Genomic DNA, 18,481 nt, shown 5'->3' on the forward strand with positions numbered 1-18,481 from the left:
TGAGTTAAGGTCAATAACAGTTACTGACTCACACTCAATAGGAGTATCGAAGTGCTCGACCACGCCATCTTCTGGCACGTCTACCCCCTCGGCGCGACCGGTGCGCGCATCCGCGACTGGACCACCGAGGATGAAGGCCACCGCCTGCCGGAGCTGATCAACTGGCTCGACTACCTCATCGACCTCGGCTGCAACGGTCTGCTCCTCGCGCCCATCTTCGCCTCGAGTACCCACGGCTACGACACCCTCGACCACTACCAGATCGACCCCCGCCTGGGCGACGACGCCGACTTCGACCGGCTCATGGCCGCCTGCCGGGAGCGCGGCATCGAGGTGGTCCTCGACGGAGTGTTCAACCACGTCGGCATCAACCATCCCATGGTCGCCGGCGACGGTCCCATCCGCCGCCTTGACGACGGCAGCCCCGAGCCCTGGGAGGGCCACGGCGACCTGGCGCTACTCAACCACGAGGACCCGCGCACCGAGGACCTCGTCGTCGACGTCATGAACCACTGGCTGGACCGCGGCATCGCCGGCTGGCGCCTCGACGTCGCCTACTCCGTGCCCGCCTGGTTCTGGGCGAAGGTGGTCGACCGCGTGCGTCAGACGCACCCCGACGCCGTCTTCCTCGGCGAGATCATCCACGGCGACTACCTGGGGCTCGTGCACGACGGCCACCTGGACACCGTCACCCAGTACGAGCTGTGGAAGGCCGTCTGGTCGTCGATCAAAGACGTCAACTTCTGGGAACTCGAGCACGCCCTCGGCCGCCACAACGACTTCGTCGCGCAGGCCCCGATGCAGACCTTCGTGGGCAACCACGACGTCGACCGCATCGCCAGTGTCACCGGTTCTTCCGGGGCCGCGCTCGCCGCCGTCCTGCTGCTCACCCTGCCCGGCATCCCCAGCATCTACTACGGCGATGAGCAGGCTTTCACCGGCGTGAAGGGCTCCGGCTTCTCGGCAGATGATCCGGTCCGTCCGCCGCTGCCCGCCACGCCCGAGGAGTTGGCGCCGCTAGGGGAGTGGATGCACGTGCTGCACCAGGAACTCATTGCTTCTCGACGCCGCCACCCCTGGCTCGTACGCGCTGAGATCGAGGTGCTCGAGACGTCCAACGAGGCGATCTCCTATGTGGTGCGCGCGGGCTCTGATTCCCTGACCGTGCATCTGACCCTGGAACCCGCTGTCACGGCGAAGCTGGAGTTCTCCGACGGGGAGACCGCGGAGTACGCCTGGTAGATCTGACAGTGCCCGGCAATATGTCACATTGTACGAGTGCACGTATCTTTATAGGCCCAGCTCGCGTCCGTTTATAACAAATACGGTTGCTGTCTTTTGCCGACAGTCGGATTTTCTGACCCGCACCGCCCCGTGAGCGAATCGGAACGACCCCCTGACCAACCAGGTCAGGGGGTCACTCTCCGTCATGTGCGAGCTAGTTGAGCGCGGGCTCTTCCTCGCGTGCGACCGGAGCCTGGGCGGCGACGATCTCCGCCTGCGCCGGGGAGCGCGGGATGAGGGCGGTGGCAGCGGCACCGATCAGGGCGGCGCCGGCGAAGATCCAGAAGGACGCGGTGGGGCCAAGACCGGCGCCGATGATGAGGCCACCGATGGCCGGGCCGGCGATGCCACCGAGGCGACCGAATCCGGCGACCCAGGAGACACCGGCCGCGCGGGAGGCGGTGCCGTAGTAGTTGGACGCCAGGCCGTAGGTGAGGACCTGGGTGCCGATGACACCGATGCCGGCGGCGACGATGAACGGGTACATCGGGGCGACAGTGGAGAACATCGGCAGGATGGCCAGGGACACGGCGGCCAGGGCGAAGGTGGAGGTGATGACGGCCTTGGCGCCGATCTTGTCGGCGATCCAGGAGGCGGTCAGGCCACCGATGACGGCACCACCGTTGAGGAACAGCAGGGAGTAGAGGGAGTCATGGGCGGAGGCGCCGTTGGACTGCATGATCTTCGGCAGCCAGGTGTTCAGGCCGTAGGTGGACAGAAGGCCGATGAAGGACATGACGCCGATGAGGATGGTGCCCGGCAGGTAGGAGCGGGAGAAGATGCCGGCGAAACCGGTCTTCTCGACGTCGCGCTTGGCCTCGGCAGCGGGAACGGCGACAGCGGGGGTGTTGAGGAAGGTCTCCTCGGGCAGACCGTGGCGGGCGCAGACGGCGCGGGCATCGGCCTGGCGGCCGCGGGCGACGAGCCAGCGCGGGGACTCCGGCAGGGCGAAGTAGGCCAGGGGCAGCAGGAAGAGCAGCGGGGAGGCTCCGACCATGAACAGGCCGCGCCAGCCGATGGCGTCCTCGAAGGCGAGGGCGAAGAGGGAGGCCATGACGCCGCCAGCGGGGACGCCGGAGTAGACGATGGCGTTGAAGAGGTTGCGGCGGTTGGCGGGGGCGAACTCGGCGATGATGGCGCCGCCGGTGGCGACGATCATGCCGACGCCGAGGCCGGTGACAAAGCGCAGGAAGCCGAACATGAAGATGGAGTTCGCCAGGGCAGTCAGTCCCATGCCGACGGAGAACCACACGATGGCGGTGAGCATGACCTTGCGGCGGCCGACGCGGTCACCAACGGCGCCGGCGGACAGGGCGCCGATGAGGACGCCGATCATGGCCCAGGATCCCAGGGTGCCGGCGACGGCGGGGGAGAGCTGGCCGATGTGGGAGGGGTCGTCGAGAAGCGAGGAGAGGACGGCGCCGTAGATGACGAGGTCGTAGCCGTCGAAGAGGATGGAGATGCCGACGACGGCGAGTACCAGGTATACCGTGCGCCGGTGCGCCGGTGAGGCCCAGGTGGTGTTCATGGAAATGTCCTTCGTTTGTGCGGAAACTCTCTGTGACGGAGAGGATGACCGAACTTTAGAAGTGTTCCAGTTCACAAAATACTGGGGTGATCCCTAAGGAGTTGCCAGGGGTGCATGTCCGATTATCTAGACTTATGCTGGTGGTGACCCTAAAAGGGGCCTGAGAGCGCATAAATAGAACCACCCCCGTTCAGGGTGAACGGGGGTGCGGTGGGCGAACGCCTACTCGGCCGATGCTTCCTCGGCTTCGGCCTCACGGCCTTCCGCCAGCGCGGTGCGGGCCTCACGCAGCCACTGCGGCTGATCCTCCAGTAATTCCTTGATCTCCGCGGTGGTCAGCGGCTGATCCATGTTATTGCGCTTGAGCGCAGCGATGGTGATCCCCAGCTTCTGCGCGACAATCGGGCGCGGGTGCGGGCCGGAGCGGCGCAGCTCGGCGAGCCATTCTGGCGGGTTCTCTACCAGCTGCTTGAGCTCGGCGTGGGTGACCGCATTCGCCTGGAATTCTTCCGGGGTGGCGGGCAGGTAGATGCCGAGCTTCTTCGCCGCGGTCTGCGGCTTCATCGCGCGGCCGGACGGCTGACGTGCAGAATCTTCATTCACGCCCCCAACGGTAGCATTAGCCCCATGCGCCTGAGCTTCGTCACCGGCACCGAACCCGACAAGTGGTTCACCCGCTTCCGCGACCGCACCACGCACCGTCTGACGGTCATGGATGCAGTCGATCCCCTTGCCGAGCTTATCGACGCCCGCGTCGACCTCGCCCTGGTCAGGCTCCCCGACGCCCGCCTCAGCGATTCCCATCACGTCGTGGTTCTCTATTCCGAGGCGCCCGGCATCGCGGTGCCAAAGGACCACGAGCTCACCCTGCTGGAGGAGATCGGTCCCGCGGATATCGAGGGCGAGATCATCAACTACGCCCCCCCGGAGTCGGGGGAGGTGGACGTCGAGGCCGTGCGGGCTGGGTTGCAGGTGGTCGCCGCCAACGTCGGCGTGCTCATCGCGCCGCGCCCGTTGATTAAGGTGCTCTCGCGGCGGCAGATCGCCCACCGCGACTACCTCGGCGAGGTACCGGCCACGGACATTGCCCTGGTGTGGGACAAGGAGAAGGATTCGGGGGCGATCCAGGACTTCGTTGGCATCGCCAAGGGGCGCACCCCTAACTCCTCGCGCCAGGCGGCGCCGAAACGCAGTGCTCGGGAGAAGACCCTGGCGAAGCGGCAACGGCGTGCGGAGGGGAAGAAGCCGCAGCGGCCACGGCGGCGTCGATAAGCATCAAACCTCAAGGTGAGGGTGAGACAACGTCACCAGAAGTTAATCTTTCACCCATGTAATTTCCACCTCGCCGGGTTAGATTCGGGTCAACCGGGCGGCACATGCACCAGCCCTACTCCTCGCCACCCGGCCCGCGCCCGCCGCGCTGGTACCGGCACGGCGGGAGGCGCCACTGGACTGACAGGAGCGCTGGGGACCGGGTACCCGGGACCTGGCACATGGGGAGCCCCTGCCATGACCGAGCCGATCACCGCCCACATTCCCGCGCACGAGCTGGACACGCGCCGGGACGTCATCACCCGCACCTACGTCATCGACACCTCCGTGCTGCTGTCCGATCCCTGGGCACTGCGTAAATTCGCCGAGCATGAGGTGGTCCTGCCGGTGGTGGTGATCACGGAGCTGGAAGCCAAGCGTCACCACCCGGAGCTGGGCTGGTTCGCCCGCCAGGCCCTGCGCATGCTGGAGGACCTGCGTTCCACCTATGAGCGCCTCGACGAGCCGGTGCCCGTCAACGTCGACGGCGGCACCCTGCGCGTCGAGCTCAACCACCAGGACCAGTCGCAGCTGCCCTCTGCCTTCCGCGGCACCGAGGGCGATCACCGCATCCTCGCCTGTGCGCTTAACCTGCAGCGCGAGGGCCATGACACGACGCTGGTGACCAAGGACGTCCCGCTGCGCGTCAAGGCCGGTGCCGTCGGTCTGCAGGCGGATGAGTACCACGCGCAGGATGTAGTGCTCACCGGCTACACCGGGATGTCCACCGTCCACACGGACGCGGAGACGATTGACACGCTCTACCGCGACGGCGAGGTCACCCTCGATGACACTGCGCTGACCGACCACGGGGACTACGTCGCCGAGCTGCCCGTTCACTGCGGTATCACGCTGACCACCTCTACCCAGTCGGCGCTCGGCCGTCTCACCGCCGACGGCGCGATCCGCCTCGTCCGCGGCGACCAGCACGCTTTCGGCCTGCAGGGACGCTCCGCGGAGCAGCGCATCGCCCTCGACCTGCTGCTGGACAACCACGTCGGCATCGTCTCCATCGGTGGCCGTGCCGGCACCGGTAAGTCGGCACTCGCCCTGTGCGCCGGCCTGGAGGCGGTGCTGGAGCGCAATGAGCACCGCCGCATCGTCGTCTTCCGTCCCCTCTACGCCGTCGGTGGGCAGAACCTCGGCTACCTCCCCGGCTCGGAGACCGAGAAGATGAATCCCTGGGCCCAGGCCGTGTTTGACACCCTCGACGGGCTGGTCTCCGACAACGTCATGGAGGAGATCCAGGCGCGCGACCTCATCGAGGTCCTCCCGCTCACCCACATCCGCGGCCGCTCGCTGCACGACTCCTTCGTCATCGTCGATGAGGCCCAGTCACTAGAGCGCAACGTGCTGCTCACCGTGCTCTCGCGCCTGGGACGGGGTTCGCGGGTCGTGCTCACCCATGACGTCGCCCAGCGCGACAACCTGCGGGTGGGGCGCCACGACGGGGTGCAGGCGGTGATCGAGAAGCTCAAGGACCACGAGCTGTTCGCCCACATCACCCTCCAGCGCTCCGAGCGTTCCGCCATCGCCGAACTGGTCACCGATCTGCTCGAGGATCAGTAGTTCTCGACTGCCGAGGGCCTTTCCGTTTGCGGCCCCTCGGCGGCGTGGGAGACAATACATCCCATGGCAGATGCGACCTTCACGCTCCGACCCATCCGGCCTGAGGATTACACCCAGGTGCGAGCCATCTACGAGATGGGTCTCGAATCCGGCCACGCCACCTATGAGACAAAGGCGCCGACCTGGGAGCAGTTCTCCCGGGCGAAGATCCTCGAGACCGTCTTCGTGGCCGTCGAGAACGAGGATCCGGACAAGCTCCTCGGCTGGGTCGCCGCCGCCCCCATCTCCTCGCGTTCCGTCTTCCACGGAGTGGTGGAGAACTCCATCTACATCCACCCCGACGCCGCGGGGCGGGGCGTGGCGGGTGCGCTGCTGGACAAGCTCATCGAGGTGTGCCAGTCCCTGCACAAGTGGGGCATCCATGCCTGGGTGTTCCCGGAGAATGAGGGTTCGGCGGGCCTGCACAAGTCCCGCGGCTTCGAGAAGGTCGGTACCTTCCGCCACCTGGCGAAGATGACCTACGGTGAACTCGCCGGCCAGTGGCGTGACACCGACGTCTACGAGAAGCTGCTGCCCAAGCCGGGGGAGTAGGTGACCGGGCCGAGGCAGTCCGTGGCGAACTGCTCCGGCTGGTAGATGAGCCGGTCCCCGTGGACAGTGGGCGTCCCCGTCGCGATGCGCCCCGGTTCCAGGTTCTGCACTTCCGCGGCGTCGACCTCGGCGGGGCGGAAGTGGTGCGTGGCGGCCCGGTTGTGCAGCGTGGCTGCCACCTCGATCCGCTTGTCGGCGTCCCCGTCCTTCCCGTTGTCCTCCAGCGTCCAGCCCTCCGGTGCCGCGTGCCCGAGGGCGAAGGCGACGACTCCTGAAAAGGGTTCGTCGGCGGTCCGGGACGCCTCGAGGTCCCCCTGTTCCACATCCACCCGGGTGATTTGCTCCCCGCAGGTGTTGATGTGCACCGTGAGGCCGTCGGCCCCGTCGTGGGAGACCCCGGATGAGCCGACGTAGGTGATCTCGCGAGTGGCGCGCGGAACGAGTAGCAGCGCGGCGATGAGCAGTACGACGCTAAAGATAGCCAGCAGGACCTTGGGCCGCATGGCTTAGTCGATCGTCTCCTTGAGTTTGTCCTCCCGCACGGGCACCAGCAGGAGCAGGGCGAAGACCGTGAGTGGCACCATGAGCAGGAAGACGGGGGTGAGACCGTCATTGTAACTTGCCAGGACAACATCTCGGATGGGGGCGGGCAGCTGCACCACGGACGCTGGGGTGAGCGAGTTCGCGGCCCCGCCGCCCTCGGAGAAGGCATCGGCATAGCCCGCCCCCTCTGCGCCCATGGCGGCGAAAGCGTCCGGCAGGCGCTCGGCCAGGTGGCCCTGCAGGTTGTGGATGAACATGGATCCGACCAGTGAGGCGCCGAGGGAGGAGCCGATCTGGCGGAAGAAGTTATTGGAGGCGGTGGCGGTGCCGACCATGGCGATGGGGAAGGAGTTCTGCACGATGAGCACCAGCACCTGCATGACCAGTCCGAGGCCGAAGCCGAAGACGAAGAAGAGTACGCCGAGTGCCACCAGGCCGGTGTCCACGGTGAGGCGGGAGAGCAGGAACAGTGCCAGGGAGATCACTCCCATGCCGGCGACGGGGTACCACTTGTAGTTGCCGTATCGGGAGATCAGGGCTCCGGAGACTGAGGAGGTGCCGATCATGCCGAGCATCATGGGGATCATCATGAGGCCGGCATTGGTGGGGGTGAGCGTGTGCACCATCTGCAGGTAGGTGGGCAGATAGCCCAGGGCGCCGATCATGGCCAGGCCCATGATGGTGCCGGCGGCGGTGGTGAGCACCATGTTGCGGTTGCGGAACAACTCCATCGGGATGAGCGGGTTGGCGGCGCGGAGCTCGACCACGATGAATGCGATTGCACCGAGGATCGTCACCGCGATCAGCCCCAGGATGACGGGGCTACCCCACGGGTACTCCAGCCCGCCCCAGGTGGTGAACAGCACCAGCGATCCGGTGGTGACGGTGAGCAGCAGGGTGCCCAGCCAGTCGAAACGTCCGGTGGACTGGCCGGTGCGCAGGCGCAGGACGAGGAGGGAGATGGTGAAGGCGAGGATGCCGAGGGGGATGTTGATCCACAGGCCCCAGCGCCAGCCGGGCCCGTCGGTGAACCAGCCGCCGAGGACGGGGCCGAGGACGGAGCTGAGGCCGAAGGTGGCACCCATGATGCCCATGAATTTGCCGCGTTCGCGGGCGGAGACGACCTCGGCGACGATCGCCTGGGAGGTGACCATCATGCCTCCGGCGCCGAAGCCCTGAATGGCACGCGCCAGGATGAGCACCTCCATGGACTGGGCGAAACCGCCGAGGGTGGAGCCGACGATGAAGGTGGCGATGCCGAAGAGGTAGAGCCACTTGCGCCCCACCATGTCGCCGACTTTGCCGAAGATCGGCATGGCGATGGTCATGGTGACCATGAACCCGGAGATCAGCCAGCTCATGTGGTTGACGCCGCCGAGTTCGCCGACGATGGTCGGCATGGCGGTGGAAAAGATCATCTGCCCCAGTGAGCTCATGAGCATGGTGGTGAGCAGGGCAGCGAAGATGAGCCGCAGGCGCGGCGCCTGGGTGGTCACCAGTAAAGCTCCTTAGTCAAGGTGGTGAGGATTTCGCCGGTTCCGGCCAGGGTGGCGTCGTGGTGGGGGCGGTGCATGTGCATCCATACGGCTTCGCGGATGAGTCCGGCGATCATGGCGGCTTCGAGGGGGAGTGGCTGTGTGGGCAGTTTCCGGTCCCCGGGGTGGCGTTCGAGATGCTTGACGACGAGCCCGTGCATCAACGTCGACTGTTCCCGAAAACGGTTGATCGACATGAGCGCCACGGAGGGGTCGGCGGCGATGATGCGGTGCCGTCGCTCGCGGACGGTGGTGATGTGCGCGGCGTCGATACCCGCCTCGAGGTCCTCGCTGATGTTGTCGTCGTGGGTGGCGGCGATGAGCAGGAGGGCGGATTTCACCAGGTTGTCGGAGGGGGTGTCGATGAAGTCCTGCTGCCTGGCCGCGGAGAGCGTCAGGGGCGGTGCGCCGAGGATCGCTTCGTCCTTCGAGTCCATGTAGTTGAAGAAGGTGCGTCGCGAGATGTCCGCGGCACGGCAGATGTCTTCGACGGTGACGTTGTCGAAACCGTGCTTCTCGACGAGCGCGGTCGCCGCGTCCTCGATCCGGCGGCGGGTGGCCAGTCGTTTACGCTCACGCAAAGAGGTGTCATCATTCACAAGGTGCAACTTTACACCCGGTGCATGTTTGCACTCAAGTGCAGGAATGTGCGGTGGGGTAGTCTCGTGGACAATGATGCTTCGCCGACTCCGCCGCTTCCGGGACCGGAACCGCCCAGACCTGCACTTCCCCGGACTCACCCGAGGGCAGGCCGGTGAGCTGCGCGCGGCACTGCGCCGCACCCTCGCCGAGAAGGGTGCCACCGTCAGGTTCGACAGCCGCCACGCGATCATCGATCACCCCCGCCAGGGCCGGGTCGCCGTCAACCTGGAGAACCTCATCCGCGATGTCGGCGCCTCCCAGCACCCCAAGGCGCCGCGCTCCATGGCCCGCGCTTTCTTAAGCTCCGTCCTCGACAGCGAACCCAGCCATGAATGGACCACCGCAGACCTGTACGCTGGCCTGCGCCTGCGCATCGCCGCGACCACACACCTCGTGCCGGAGGAACAGGACATCGTCACCGCCGCCACGCTCCGTGGCTTCACCGACGACACCGCCGTCACTCTGGTCCTCGACACCGAACGCACCATCCAGACGATGCCGCTTGACCGGCTGCGGGATCACGACGACGTCGATACGCTCGTCCGCGCCGCCCGCAACAACCTGCGCACCGAGCTTCTCGACGCCGACGTCCACACCCACATCCACCCCGCCTCCGAGGACCACCCTGGCGCCCACTTCCGCTCCTTCGAATCCGGCAGCTACTACACGGCCACCGCCCCCGTCCTCTTCCCCGACATTCTCGAAGCCTGGGCCCCCGAACTCGACCACTCCCGCGGCATACTCTTCGCCATGCCCACCCGCCACATCCTGCTGGTCCGGGAAATCACCACCGGAGAGGATCTCCTGGAGGGGCTGGGGCGACTCGCTCCCGTCGCCGCCCAACTCGCGGTGGACGGGGCGCACGCGGTCTCCCCGCTGCTGCACATGTGGCACGAGGGGGAAGTGACCACGCTGACCTCCTTCGACCAGGAGGCCCGCGAGCTCAAGATCACCCCCACCCCCTATTTGCTGGAGCTCATGTCCGCCGGCGACGACTGACGCGCGACAAACTTCACGCGATCCCCCAGCACCTTGAAGATCATGCCCAGTCCCACCGCCATCGTGATGTGGCCGAGGCCCGCCATGCCCGAGATCGCCGCATCCGGGATCAGCGGCTCCCCGCCGTCGACCTGCAGCAGGCCGCGCACCGTCATGAGAACCATCGTCACCGCCAGCCCAGCATTAAACACCCAGATCGATGTTGTGAACAGCTTGTGCCCGGTGAGCGCGAAACCACGGTCCAGGGCCAGAAGCACCAGATGCACGATGACACCGAGGGTGAGCATGTGGGTGTGCAGCGTCGACAACTGGGTATCGCCGGTGAACCCGGCGAACTTCGTCCACTCGCGGTAGAACACACCGGCCACCAGGCCGAGAATCAGCCACGTCAGTGCCAGGTTGTACAGGGTTTTCACGTCTATCACGTCCACAACTCGGGGGGGGATGAATACAAATCCACCCTAAGTTGGACCGGCCCCGGATTCCTAGCTGCGGGGCCGGAATCAACCGATCCATGTACCCCACACAAGTAACGGGCCCGTTGAGTACTTACCGGTGGTTTGAACCACCGGTAAGTACGCAACGGGCCCGTAAGAGTTGTGACTAGTCGCGGTCGGTGTTAGCCATCGCGAGGACGTCGAGGCGCTTGTCCAGCTCCTCCTCGGTGAGCTTGTCACCGTCGACGAAGCCCATGTCGATGACGGTCTGGCGGATGGTCTTGCCCTCAGCCAGAGCGGTCTTGGCCACCTTGGCGGCGTTTTCGTAACCGATCGCCGAGTTCAGCGGGGTGACGATCGACGGGGAGGACTCAGCCAGGGTCTTCATGCGCTCCTCGTTCGGCTCGATGCCGTCGACGAGACGCTCCGCGAAGACGCGGGCGGTGTTGGCCAGCAGGCGGGAGGACTCCAGCACGTTGCGGGCCATGACCGGGATGAAGACGTTGAGCTCGAACTGGCCCTGGGTGCCGGCGAAAGCGACGGCGGCGTCGTTGCCGATGACCTGGGCAGAGACCTGGGTGGCGGTCTCACACAGGACCGGGTTGACCTTGCCCGGCATGATGGAGGAACCCGGCTGCAGGTCCGGCAGGTGGATCTCAGCGAAACCGGTCAGCGGGCCGGAGCCCATGAGGCGGATGTCGTTGGCGATCTTGTACAGGGACACGGCCACGACGCGCATCGCGCCGGAGAACTCGACGAGGGCGTCGCGGTTGGCCTGCGCCTCGAAGTGGTTCTTAGCTTCGGACAGCTCCTGCACGCCGGTGAGCGACTTGAGCTCCTCGGTGACCTTCGCACCGAAGTCAGCCGGGGTGTTCAGGCCGGTGCCCACGGCGGTACCGCCGATCGGCAGCTCACCGAGACGCTCGACGCAGGCCTCGACACGCTCAATGCCCAGCTCGATCTGACGGGCGTAACCGCCGAACTCCTGGCCCAGGGTGACCGGGACAGCGTCCATGAGGTGGGTACGGCCGGATTTGACGATGGACTTCCACTCGGCGGCCTTCTTGGCCAGCGACTCGTGGAGGACCTTCAGGCCCGGGATGAGGTCGTTGACGGCAGCCTCGGTGGCGGCGACGTGGGTGGCGGTGGGGAAGGTGTCGTTGGAGGACTGACCCATGTTGACGTGGTCGTTCGGGTGGACCTCCACGCCGTTGTTCTTCGCGATGGACGCGATGACCTCGTTGGTGTTCATGTTGGACGAGGTACCGGAACCGGTCTGGAAGACATCGATCGGGAACTCGGCGTCGTGCTGGCCGTCGGCGATCTCCTTGGCGGCGGCGACGATGGCGTCGGCCTGCTCCGCCGGAAGAAGGCCACGCTCCTTGTTGACGATGGCGCACGCGGCCTTGAGCAGGCCCATGGCGCGGATCTGCGCGGACTCCAGGCCGCGGCCGGAGATCGGGAAGTTCTCCACGGCACGCTGGGTCTGGGCCTGCCACAGTGCGTTCACCGGGACCTTGACCTCACCCATGGTGTCGTGTTCGATGCGGAATTCCTGCTCGGTCATGAATAACCACCTTTTGCTTGTAGTTAGGACGTGGGAAACTGGCCCGGCGGGGTGAAAATACTGCGGAGAGGGCGCCGGGGAAGTCCCCCTCACAGTATGGCCGAAAAATCCGGCTTAGGCGGAAGGATCCTTGGAGTAATCCACCACGGAGTACTCCTGCAGCTTGGCCAGCTGGTGGCGGGACTCCACGAAGCGGACGGTACCGGACTTGGAACGCATGACCAGGGAACGGGTCGTCGCGCCGGCGGCACGGTAGGAGACACCGCGCAGCATGTCGCCGTTGGTGACGCCGGTGGCGGCGAAGAAGCAGTTATCGGAGGAGACCAGGTCGTTGATGCCCAGGACGCCGTCGAGGTCGAGGCCGGCGTCGCGGGCGCGGCCCGCCTCAGCATCGTCGATCGGCCACAGCTTGCCCTGGATCTCGCCGCCCATGCACTTGAGGGCGCAGGCGGTGATGATGCCCTCCGGGGTGCCGCCGATGCCCATGGCGATGTCAATGGAGTTGGTGTCCTGGGCGGCGGCGATGGCGCCGGCGACGTCACCATCGCGGATGAGGCGGACCTTGGCGCCGGCGCGGCGGATGTCGGCGATGAGCTCGACGTGGCGCGGGCGGTCCAGCACGATGACGGTCACATCGGAGGAGGCGATGCCCTTGGCCTTGGCGACGGCGTTGATGTTGTGGGCGACCGGGGCCTCGATGTCGACGGTGCCGGCGGCCTCCGGGCCGACGGCGATCTTGTCCATGTAGAACACAGCGGACGGGTCGTACATGGAGTGGCGGTCAGCGGCAGCGATGACGGAGATGGCGTTGGGACGGCCCTCGGCCATGAGGGTGGTGCCGTCCACCGGGTCGACGGCGATGTCTACCTCGGGGCCCTCGCCGGTGCCGACGTTCTCGCCGTTGTACAGCATCGGGGCCTCATCCTTTTCGCCCTCACCGATGACGACGACACCGTTCATGTTCACGGAGTTGATGAGCTGACGCATCGCGTCCACGGCAGCACCGTCGCCCTCCTCCTTCATGCCACGGCCGACCCAGCGTCCGGAAGCGAGTGCCGCCGCCTCAGTGACACGGACGAGCTCCATCGCGAGGTTACGGTCGGGTGCTTCCGTACGGGGTGCATTCATGGTCAACGGCCTCCTGCGGGCGGGTTGGTTGTGTGACAGCGTGCTTCTTTAAGGGCGGGGGAGTACCGCGGTTGCGGAATCCACCTACCTCCCAATTATTGTTCCACCACTTGCGGGCCTGCGTGTGGGTTTGCCCACCCAAAAGAGGGGAGCTGGTACGGATCTGACATACTTGGGCGCGTGTCTGCAGCGGAAAAGCCCCGGATCTTCCAGGACGGGCGGGACATGTTCTTGTCCTTGGCCCTCATCGTCGTCCTCATGGTCGTCAGCGTCGGCGCCACCGGCCTGTGCACCTATGAGCCCGGCGCCCCCGAGGGCGGGCCGGTCCGTGAGGTCGATGCCCACACCTTCATGGGGATGGAGGCCCGCGCCACCAACTTCCCGGTCCGCATGCCGGAGAATCCGGAGGGTTGGGTGACCAACTCCGCCCGCCGTGGCCAGGTGAATCAAACCCCTGCCCCGATCGTGGGTTGGGTCACCGATGATCGTGGTTTCATCCAGCTCACCCAGACGGATCAGCCGCTCGACGACGCCGTCCGCGGCATTGACCCGGATCCGCGTGATCTCGACCGCACCGTCCAGGTCGCCGGCCATGAGGTGCAGGTGTATACCTCCGAGGAGTCGGATGTCCGTGACCTGTGGGTCGTTGACATGGGCGATGCCCGCCTGTTGTTCAGCGGTGCCGGCAAGGATGCGGAGTTCGAGGAGCTTATCGACGCCACCGTCAACGTCACCCCCCTCCCGGCGGCGGGGGAGTAGCTCTAGCTTCGTCGACTGAGGGCGAAGCCTCCGGCGCCCAGCAGCACGAGGACAACAGCGCCGAAGCCGAGCCACAGGCCCATGCCGCCGCTGTCACTGTCACTGTCCGCAGCAGCTGACTCGGTCTCTGGCGCAGGGGCAGCCTCGGAGGTCGGCGGTTCTGAGGTGGTCGTAGCATTCACCGGCGTGAACGTCGGACCCGGCACCGGATCCCCAACGGCGTCGGCCACCAGTGTGTAGGTGAGCACGGGCAGCTGGGACTGCGCGTCGATGTCCTCCCTGGAGAACAGGCGGTCATAGCGCACGGAGAGGAACTGCTGACCGTCGAGCCAGATTCTCCGTACGTCCCTGTCAGCCGAGCCCTCCTCGTCGGTGCCGCCATAGCGGTTGGCGAACAGGACCGGGGCCTCGTAGCCGAAGTCGGTCGTGCGATCGGCGAGGATGCGGGCAGTGCCATTCGACAACGGCACGATCGCGCCCGCCTCGTTGTATGCAGTGACCTTGAGATTCTCACCCGGGCCCATGCCGGAGAAGTCCTCGGATTCCTCCACCGGGGTCACGGCGCCGACCAGCCGCTGTCCGTGCTCGACGGGCAGGCGGTAGAAGTGGGTTTCACCGGGGACGATGTCGACGCGGACGGTCTCGCCGGGGGTGAGTTCGGCGGCATCGGCGAACCACGTGCCGGGGGTGACTTCCGTGCCCTCACCGGTGCCGCTTACCTGTGGAGGATCAGATGTCTCCGCGACCGGGGCAGGCTGCCCCTCCATGTCGGGTACACCCAGGCGGGTGACGGTGACGTCGACGTTCACCTCCTCGCCGGCATTCCAGCCCCCCTGGCGGGTGAGGTGGAAACCGAGATCATCGACGTCGCAGCCCTCGCCGATGACGTGGCTGAACAGGGTGGTCGTCTGGTAGTTGCTCACCGCGATTTCACCGATGGTGTCGGTGTCGAGCTGGCAGGCTCGTTCCTCGGCACGCACGTTGAGAATGAAGGAGCCTGCCTCCCAGTTGTTGATGCTCGGTGCCTGAGTGGTCGTGGCGGAGACGATGACGCGCTCGCCCTCGGTTACCGGGGTGGTGAAGTGCACGACTGACTCAGTGTCGTCGTCTGCGGCGGCGGGTAGAGCAGTGGAGAATTCCTTCACGCCGCGGGACACCTCGGCAGCCTCGCTTTCCGACGCCCCGCCGTCGATACGCTCGAGGTCGGATTCGTAGGCGCGGTAGGTGCGGGTGGTGGCTTTCTTGAGTTCTTCGGCGAGGGTGTCGGCGTCGGAGGCGTCGGCGTAGGTGCCGCCGGCGGCGTCGGCGATGCATTGGAGTTCGGCGCGGGCGGCGGCGTCGACGTTGAAGCCGACGGTGTTGATGATGATGTCGACGCCGCGGTCGGCGAGGTCGGCGGCCACCTCGCACACCGGGGGTGGGGCGCAGGTGTCGATGCCGTCTGAGACAAGCACGATGGTGCCGCCCTGGGACGGCAGGGCGTCAGCGGCCTCGATGAGGGAGTCGCCGATGGGGGTGTAGCCGCGGGGTTCGAGGGCGTCGATGTGGTTGAGCATGTCCTCGGCGGTGTCGTCACCGGGTGGGGTGACGAGGGTGATGTCGCGGCAGCCGGCTGCGCGGTCGGCGTCGGTTTCGCCGGTGTTGCCGCCGTAGGTGACCAGCCCGAGGTCGGCGGAGCCGCCGACCTCGTCGATGAAGGTGCGGGCGGCGTCTTTGGCGGCGTCGATACGCGTCTGCCCGCCGGCGTCGTTGTTGATCATCGAGCCGGAGGAGTCGAGGACCACCATCGTCGAGGGAGCGCGGGGTGCATCCTGGGCGAGCGCGGCGGGGGCGGACACCGACCCCAGAACGAGCGCCCCGAGTAGGCCGGGGAGGCGGCGGCTGAACGGTGTCGGCATGAGGTGATCCCGTCTATAGGTTGGATAGCGAAACTATTATCAGTCGAGTTTCCCACCGACGAGTGTGGCCTGCAACACCTAGGAGTCGTTCACAGCGTTTCCCAAGGCTTCCTCGACGCGGCGGGCGGCGCCGTCGAGATGCTCCTCGCAGCGCTTGGCCAGAGCCTCGCCGCGTTCCCAGTACTTCAGTGACTCGTCAAGCCCCATCTGGCCGAGCTCGAGGATCTTCACCGTCTCGATGAGCTCGTTGCGGGCCTGCTCGTAACTGAGGGTGCCCACGTCGGGGAAGGCGTCCTGTCCCGCCTCACCGCTGCCGACCACGTTGTCGTTCATTGTCTCTCCTTCTAGTCTGCCGGGGTGGCGGCCATGCTGGCCGCGGTGATGGATCCGTCCGCCACGCGGATGCGCAGCTGGCTGCCGGGCGGGGCCTGCTCGATGCTCATGACCACTTCCGGTGGGGTGCCGTCGCGTGGGATGACCTGCACGACCGAATAGCCGCGGGCCAAGGTCGCCGAGGGTCCCAGGGCCGCGACCTGGGCGCGCAGCGAGGACACCTGCGCGGTTTCGGTCTGCAGGAGATACTGCACGTCCCGGCGGATGAGCGCGACCGCACGGGTGACTTCTTCGCGACGCCGCGTAATCGGCGTCATCGGGTCCGCCAACACCGGCCGTGAGCGTATCGACGCCAACCCCTGCCTCTCTCGCTGCACCCAGCCGCGCAAGGCAGCGGCCATCCGGGAGCGTGCCTCGGCGAGGATCGCGCGTTCCTGCGCCACATCCGGGACCACCCGCTTCGCGGCATCAGTCGGGGTGGCGGCACGCAGGTCCGCGACATTATCCAGCACCGGGTTATCCGGCTCATGCCCAATGGCAGACACCACCGGAGTTCGCGCCGCGGCGACGGCGCGCTGCAAAGCCTCCTCGGAAAATGGCAGCAGGTCCTCGACGGACCCACCACCGCGGGCGATGATGATGACGTCGACGGAAGGGTCGTCGTCAAGTATCTGTAGCGCGTTAATGATCTCCGGCACCGCCGTCGCACCCTGTACAGGGGTGTTAATCACGTGGAAATCCACCGCTGACCAGCGATCCTGCGCCACCGAGAGCACATCACGCTCAGCAGCCGAGCCACGGCCGGTGATCAGGCCGACGCGGCGCGGCAGGTAGGGCAGCGTCTTCTTCCGCGACGGGTCGAACAGGCCCTCGGCGGCAAGCTGGGTGCGCAGGCGCTCAATACGGGCCAGGAGTTCGCCGAGGCCGACGGGGCGGATCTCCGTCACCCACAGGGAGAAGGAGCCGCGCCCCTCGTAGAAGGCGGGGCGCCCATGGATGACGACGCGGTCGCCGTCACGCAGCGGTGAGGCCAGCCCCTGGATCAGCGACGTTGACGCGGTGAGCTGGACGGAGGTCTCGGACTCGGTATCACGCAGCGTGAGGTAGGACAGCTTCCACGAGGGCTTAACGTTGACCTGTGTGAGCTGGCCCTCCACCCACACCGAGCCCAGGCGCTGGATCCACCCCTTGACCTCGGCGTTCAGTCGACGAACCGGCCACGGGGCCTCGGACGTGGACTTCCCACCCGCCATGTGACACTCCTGACAATCGGTTCCCGGGACAGTGACGAGTCCCAAGTCTAGGCTTAATTGCCGACGTTGGTTAGGGTGGGTGCCATGAGCGAAGCAGCTAAGAAGATCCTCCTCGCGGCCCCCCGCGGCTACTGTGCCGGCGTCGACCGGGCCGTCGAGACCGTCGAGAAGGCCCTAGAGAAATACGGCGCGCCCGTCTACGTGCGCAAGGAGATCGTGCACAACCGGTACGTCGTCGACTCCCTCGCCGAGCGCGGTGCCGTCTTCGTCGACGAGACCGACGAAGTCCCCGAGGGCGCCCACCTGGTGTTCTCCGCTCACGGCGTGTCCCCGGCCGTCCACGAGGAGGCCTCCCGCCTCAACCTGCAGACCCTCGACGCCACCTGCCCCCTGGTGACCAAAGTGCACAACGAGGTCAAACGCTTCGTTCGCGACGGCTACCAGATCCTCTTCATCGGCCACGAAGGCCACGAGGAAGTCGAGGGCACCATGGGTGAGGCCCCGGATCACACCCACCTCGTCGACGGGGTGGAAGGAGTCGACCTGTTGCCGGACTTCCCGGCCGATCAGCCGCTCATCTGGCTGTCCCAGACCACCCTGTCGGTCGACGAGACCCTGGAGATCGTCGCCGCCCTCAAGCGCCGTTTCCCGGATCTGCAGGATCCGCCGTCCGACGACATCTGCTACGCCACCCAGAACCGCCAGGTAGCGGTCAAGGCCATCGCCCCGAAATGCGACCTCATGATCGTCGTCGGTTCCCAGAACTCCTCGAACTCCAAACGCCTCGTTGAGGTCGCGCTGGAAGCAGGGGCGGATGCCGGCCACCTCGTCGATTTCGCGCACCAGATCGACGACGCCTGGCTGGAAGGTGTCTCGACCGTTGGCATCTCCTCCGGCGCGTCTGTTCCGGAGATCCTTGTGCAGGACGTTCTGACATACCTCGCCGAGCGCGGTTACGGGGATGTCGAGGAAGTCACCACCGCAGCCGAGACCATCGTGTTCGCACTGCCGCGGGTGCTGCGGCCGGCGCGGTCGTAGTTCGCTCATTGCACTCGGGGCTCGGGGCTCGGGGCACGGGGGTAGGGGTCATCCCCTCGCGATCGC

Annotated in this window: 18 protein-coding genes; 7 read left to right on the plus strand and 11 right to left on the minus strand. The window is 66.4% G+C overall.

Annotation, left to right across the window (positions count from 1 at the left end):
- Positions 1-45 precede the first annotated feature (45 nt).
- A complete protein-coding gene (locus tag Q4G50_RS01000) occupies positions 46-1,242 on the plus strand; it encodes an alpha-amylase family protein (protein WP_303375883.1) in 1,197 nt (398 codons plus the stop codon).
- A 196-nt stretch (positions 1,243-1,438) separates the two neighbouring features.
- Here Q4G50_RS01000 and Q4G50_RS01005 read toward each other — a convergent pair whose 3' ends face one another.
- On the minus strand, positions 1,439-2,812 hold the full coding sequence (locus Q4G50_RS01005; RefSeq protein WP_303375772.1) for an aromatic acid/H+ symport family MFS transporter: 1,374 nt from the start codon (positions 2,810-2,812) through the stop codon (positions 1,439-1,441).
- Between the two features lie 222 nt (positions 2,813-3,034).
- A complete protein-coding gene (locus tag Q4G50_RS01010; protein WP_303375884.1) occupies positions 3,035-3,376 on the minus strand; it encodes a DUF5997 family protein in 342 nt (113 codons plus the stop codon).
- Positions 3,377-3,439: 63 nt separating this feature from the next.
- On the opposite strand from Q4G50_RS01010, the gene Q4G50_RS01015 reads away from it, so the two are divergent.
- The 3 genes from Q4G50_RS01015 to Q4G50_RS01025 all read left to right on the plus strand — a co-directional run bounded on the left by Q4G50_RS01015 (position 3,440) and on the right by Q4G50_RS01025 (position 6,283).
- On the plus strand, positions 3,440-4,084 hold the full coding sequence (locus Q4G50_RS01015) for a LysR family transcriptional regulator (protein WP_303375773.1): 645 nt from the start codon (positions 3,440-3,442) through the stop codon (positions 4,082-4,084).
- A gap of 237 nt (positions 4,085-4,321) precedes the next feature.
- Positions 4,322-5,692: a PhoH family protein gene (locus tag Q4G50_RS01020; protein WP_303375774.1), complete on the plus strand. Its 1,371-nt coding sequence runs from the start codon at positions 4,322-4,324 to the stop codon at positions 5,690-5,692.
- Between the two features lie 63 nt (positions 5,693-5,755).
- Positions 5,756-6,283 carry a GNAT family N-acetyltransferase gene (locus tag Q4G50_RS01025; RefSeq protein WP_303375775.1) on the plus strand — a complete coding sequence of 176 codons (528 nt, stop codon included), beginning with the start codon at positions 5,756-5,758 and terminating at the stop codon, positions 6,281-6,283.
- Here Q4G50_RS01025 and Q4G50_RS01030 read toward each other — a convergent pair.
- From Q4G50_RS01030 to Q4G50_RS01040, 3 genes are read right to left on the minus strand one after another with little or no spacing between them, the layout of a single operon-like run.
- A complete protein-coding gene (locus tag Q4G50_RS01030; RefSeq protein ID WP_303375776.1) occupies positions 6,250-6,786 on the minus strand; it encodes a hypothetical protein in 537 nt (178 codons plus the stop codon). The two genes, Q4G50_RS01025 and Q4G50_RS01030, sit on opposite strands and share 34 nt — an antisense overlap.
- A gap of 3 nt (positions 6,787-6,789) precedes the next feature.
- A complete protein-coding gene (locus Q4G50_RS01035; protein ID WP_303375777.1) occupies positions 6,790-8,322 on the minus strand; it encodes an MDR family MFS transporter in 1,533 nt (510 codons plus the stop codon).
- On the minus strand, positions 8,319-8,960 hold the full coding sequence (locus tag Q4G50_RS01040; protein WP_303375778.1) for a TetR family transcriptional regulator: 642 nt from the start codon (positions 8,958-8,960) through the stop codon (positions 8,319-8,321). The genes Q4G50_RS01035 and Q4G50_RS01040 overlap by 4 nt, the downstream gene beginning before the upstream one ends.
- Before the next feature lie 73 nt (positions 8,961-9,033).
- Between Q4G50_RS01040 and Q4G50_RS01045 the strand changes: the two genes are divergently transcribed.
- A complete protein-coding gene (locus Q4G50_RS01045; RefSeq protein ID WP_303375779.1) occupies positions 9,034-10,002 on the plus strand; it encodes a hypothetical protein in 969 nt (322 codons plus the stop codon).
- Here the strand turns inward: Q4G50_RS01045 and Q4G50_RS01050 are convergent.
- The 3 genes from Q4G50_RS01050 to glpX all read right to left on the minus strand — a co-directional run bounded on the left by Q4G50_RS01050 (position 9,966) and on the right by glpX (position 13,134).
- A complete protein-coding gene (locus tag Q4G50_RS01050) occupies positions 9,966-10,427 on the minus strand; it encodes a DUF2871 domain-containing protein (RefSeq protein WP_303375780.1) in 462 nt (153 codons plus the stop codon). The two genes, Q4G50_RS01045 and Q4G50_RS01050, sit on opposite strands and share 37 nt — an antisense overlap.
- Before the next feature lie 178 nt (positions 10,428-10,605).
- Complete coding sequence (locus Q4G50_RS01055; RefSeq protein ID WP_303375781.1) at positions 10,606-12,006, minus strand: class II fumarate hydratase; 1,401 nt, start codon at positions 12,004-12,006, stop codon at positions 10,606-10,608.
- A 114-nt stretch (positions 12,007-12,120) separates the two neighbouring features.
- Positions 12,121-13,134 (minus strand): class II fructose-bisphosphatase, encoded by a 1,014-nt coding sequence (glpX, locus tag Q4G50_RS01060; RefSeq protein ID WP_303375782.1) that lies wholly within the window; start codon positions 13,132-13,134, stop codon positions 12,121-12,123.
- A 180-nt stretch (positions 13,135-13,314) separates the two neighbouring features.
- Here glpX and Q4G50_RS01065 point away from each other — a divergent pair, with 180 nt between their 5' ends.
- On the plus strand, positions 13,315-13,893 hold the full coding sequence (locus Q4G50_RS01065) for a DUF4245 domain-containing protein (protein ID WP_303375783.1): 579 nt from the start codon (positions 13,315-13,317) through the stop codon (positions 13,891-13,893).
- Positions 13,894-13,895: 2 nt separating this feature from the next.
- Here Q4G50_RS01065 and Q4G50_RS01070 read toward each other — a convergent pair whose 3' ends face one another.
- The 3 genes from Q4G50_RS01070 to xseA form a co-directional block, all read right to left on the minus strand.
- Positions 13,896-15,791, minus strand: coding sequence for a VWA domain-containing protein (locus Q4G50_RS01070; RefSeq protein WP_303375784.1), 1,896 nt, complete (start codon positions 15,789-15,791; stop codon positions 13,896-13,898).
- Positions 15,792-15,869: 78 nt separating this feature from the next.
- Positions 15,870-16,124, minus strand: a complete 255-nt coding sequence (locus tag Q4G50_RS01075; RefSeq protein ID WP_303375785.1) for an exodeoxyribonuclease VII small subunit — start codon at positions 16,122-16,124, stop codon at positions 15,870-15,872.
- A gap of 11 nt (positions 16,125-16,135) precedes the next feature.
- Entirely contained in the window at positions 16,136-17,377 is a 1,242-nt protein-coding gene (xseA, locus tag Q4G50_RS01080; RefSeq protein WP_303375786.1) for an exodeoxyribonuclease VII large subunit, read from the minus strand.
- Between the two features lie 84 nt (positions 17,378-17,461).
- Here xseA and Q4G50_RS01085 point away from each other — a divergent pair, with 84 nt between their 5' ends.
- Positions 17,462-18,415, plus strand: a complete 954-nt coding sequence (locus Q4G50_RS01085; protein WP_303375787.1) for a 4-hydroxy-3-methylbut-2-enyl diphosphate reductase — start codon at positions 17,462-17,464, stop codon at positions 18,413-18,415.
- The last annotated feature ends 66 nt before the right edge of the window (positions 18,416-18,481 follow it).

It is taken from the genome of Corynebacterium sp. (genome assembly GCF_030538285.1).
In the GTDB taxonomy this organism is placed as follows: Bacteria; Actinomycetota; Actinomycetes; order Mycobacteriales; family Mycobacteriaceae; genus Corynebacterium.

Excerpts from the sequence above, each read along its gene's own strand:
- Q4G50_RS01005 (WP_303375772.1), bottom strand. The coding sequence starts at position 2,812 with ATGAACACCACCTGGGCCTCACCGGCGCACCGGCGCACGGTATACCTG.
- Q4G50_RS01010 (WP_303375884.1), bottom strand. The coding sequence starts at position 3,376 with ATGAAGCCGCAGACCGCGGCGAAGAAGCTCGGCATCTACCTGCCCGCC.
- Q4G50_RS01015 (WP_303375773.1), top strand. The coding sequence starts at position 3,440 with ATGCGCCTGAGCTTCGTCACCGGCACCGAACCCGACAAGTGGTTCACC.
- Q4G50_RS01020 (WP_303375774.1), top strand. The coding sequence starts at position 4,322 with ATGACCGAGCCGATCACCGCCCACATTCCCGCGCACGAGCTGGACACG.
- Q4G50_RS01025 (WP_303375775.1), top strand. The coding sequence starts at position 5,756 with ATGGCAGATGCGACCTTCACGCTCCGACCCATCCGGCCTGAGGATTAC.
- Q4G50_RS01030 (WP_303375776.1), bottom strand. The coding sequence starts at position 6,786 with ATGCGGCCCAAGGTCCTGCTGGCTATCTTTAGCGTCGTACTGCTCATC.
- Q4G50_RS01045 (WP_303375779.1), top strand. The coding sequence starts at position 9,034 with ATGATGCTTCGCCGACTCCGCCGCTTCCGGGACCGGAACCGCCCAGAC.
- Q4G50_RS01055 (WP_303375781.1), bottom strand. The coding sequence starts at position 12,006 with ATGACCGAGCAGGAATTCCGCATCGAACACGACACCATGGGTGAGGTC.
- glpX (WP_303375782.1), bottom strand. The coding sequence starts at position 13,134 with ATGAATGCACCCCGTACGGAAGCACCCGACCGTAACCTCGCGATGGAG.
- Q4G50_RS01070 (WP_303375784.1), bottom strand. The coding sequence starts at position 15,791 with ATGCCGACACCGTTCAGCCGCCGCCTCCCCGGCCTACTCGGGGCGCTC.
- Q4G50_RS01075 (WP_303375785.1), bottom strand. The coding sequence starts at position 16,124 with ATGAACGACAACGTGGTCGGCAGCGGTGAGGCGGGACAGGACGCCTTC.
- xseA (WP_303375786.1), bottom strand. The coding sequence starts at position 17,377 with ATGGCGGGTGGGAAGTCCACGTCCGAGGCCCCGTGGCCGGTTCGTCGA.
- Q4G50_RS01085 (WP_303375787.1), top strand. The coding sequence starts at position 17,462 with ATGAGCGAAGCAGCTAAGAAGATCCTCCTCGCGGCCCCCCGCGGCTAC.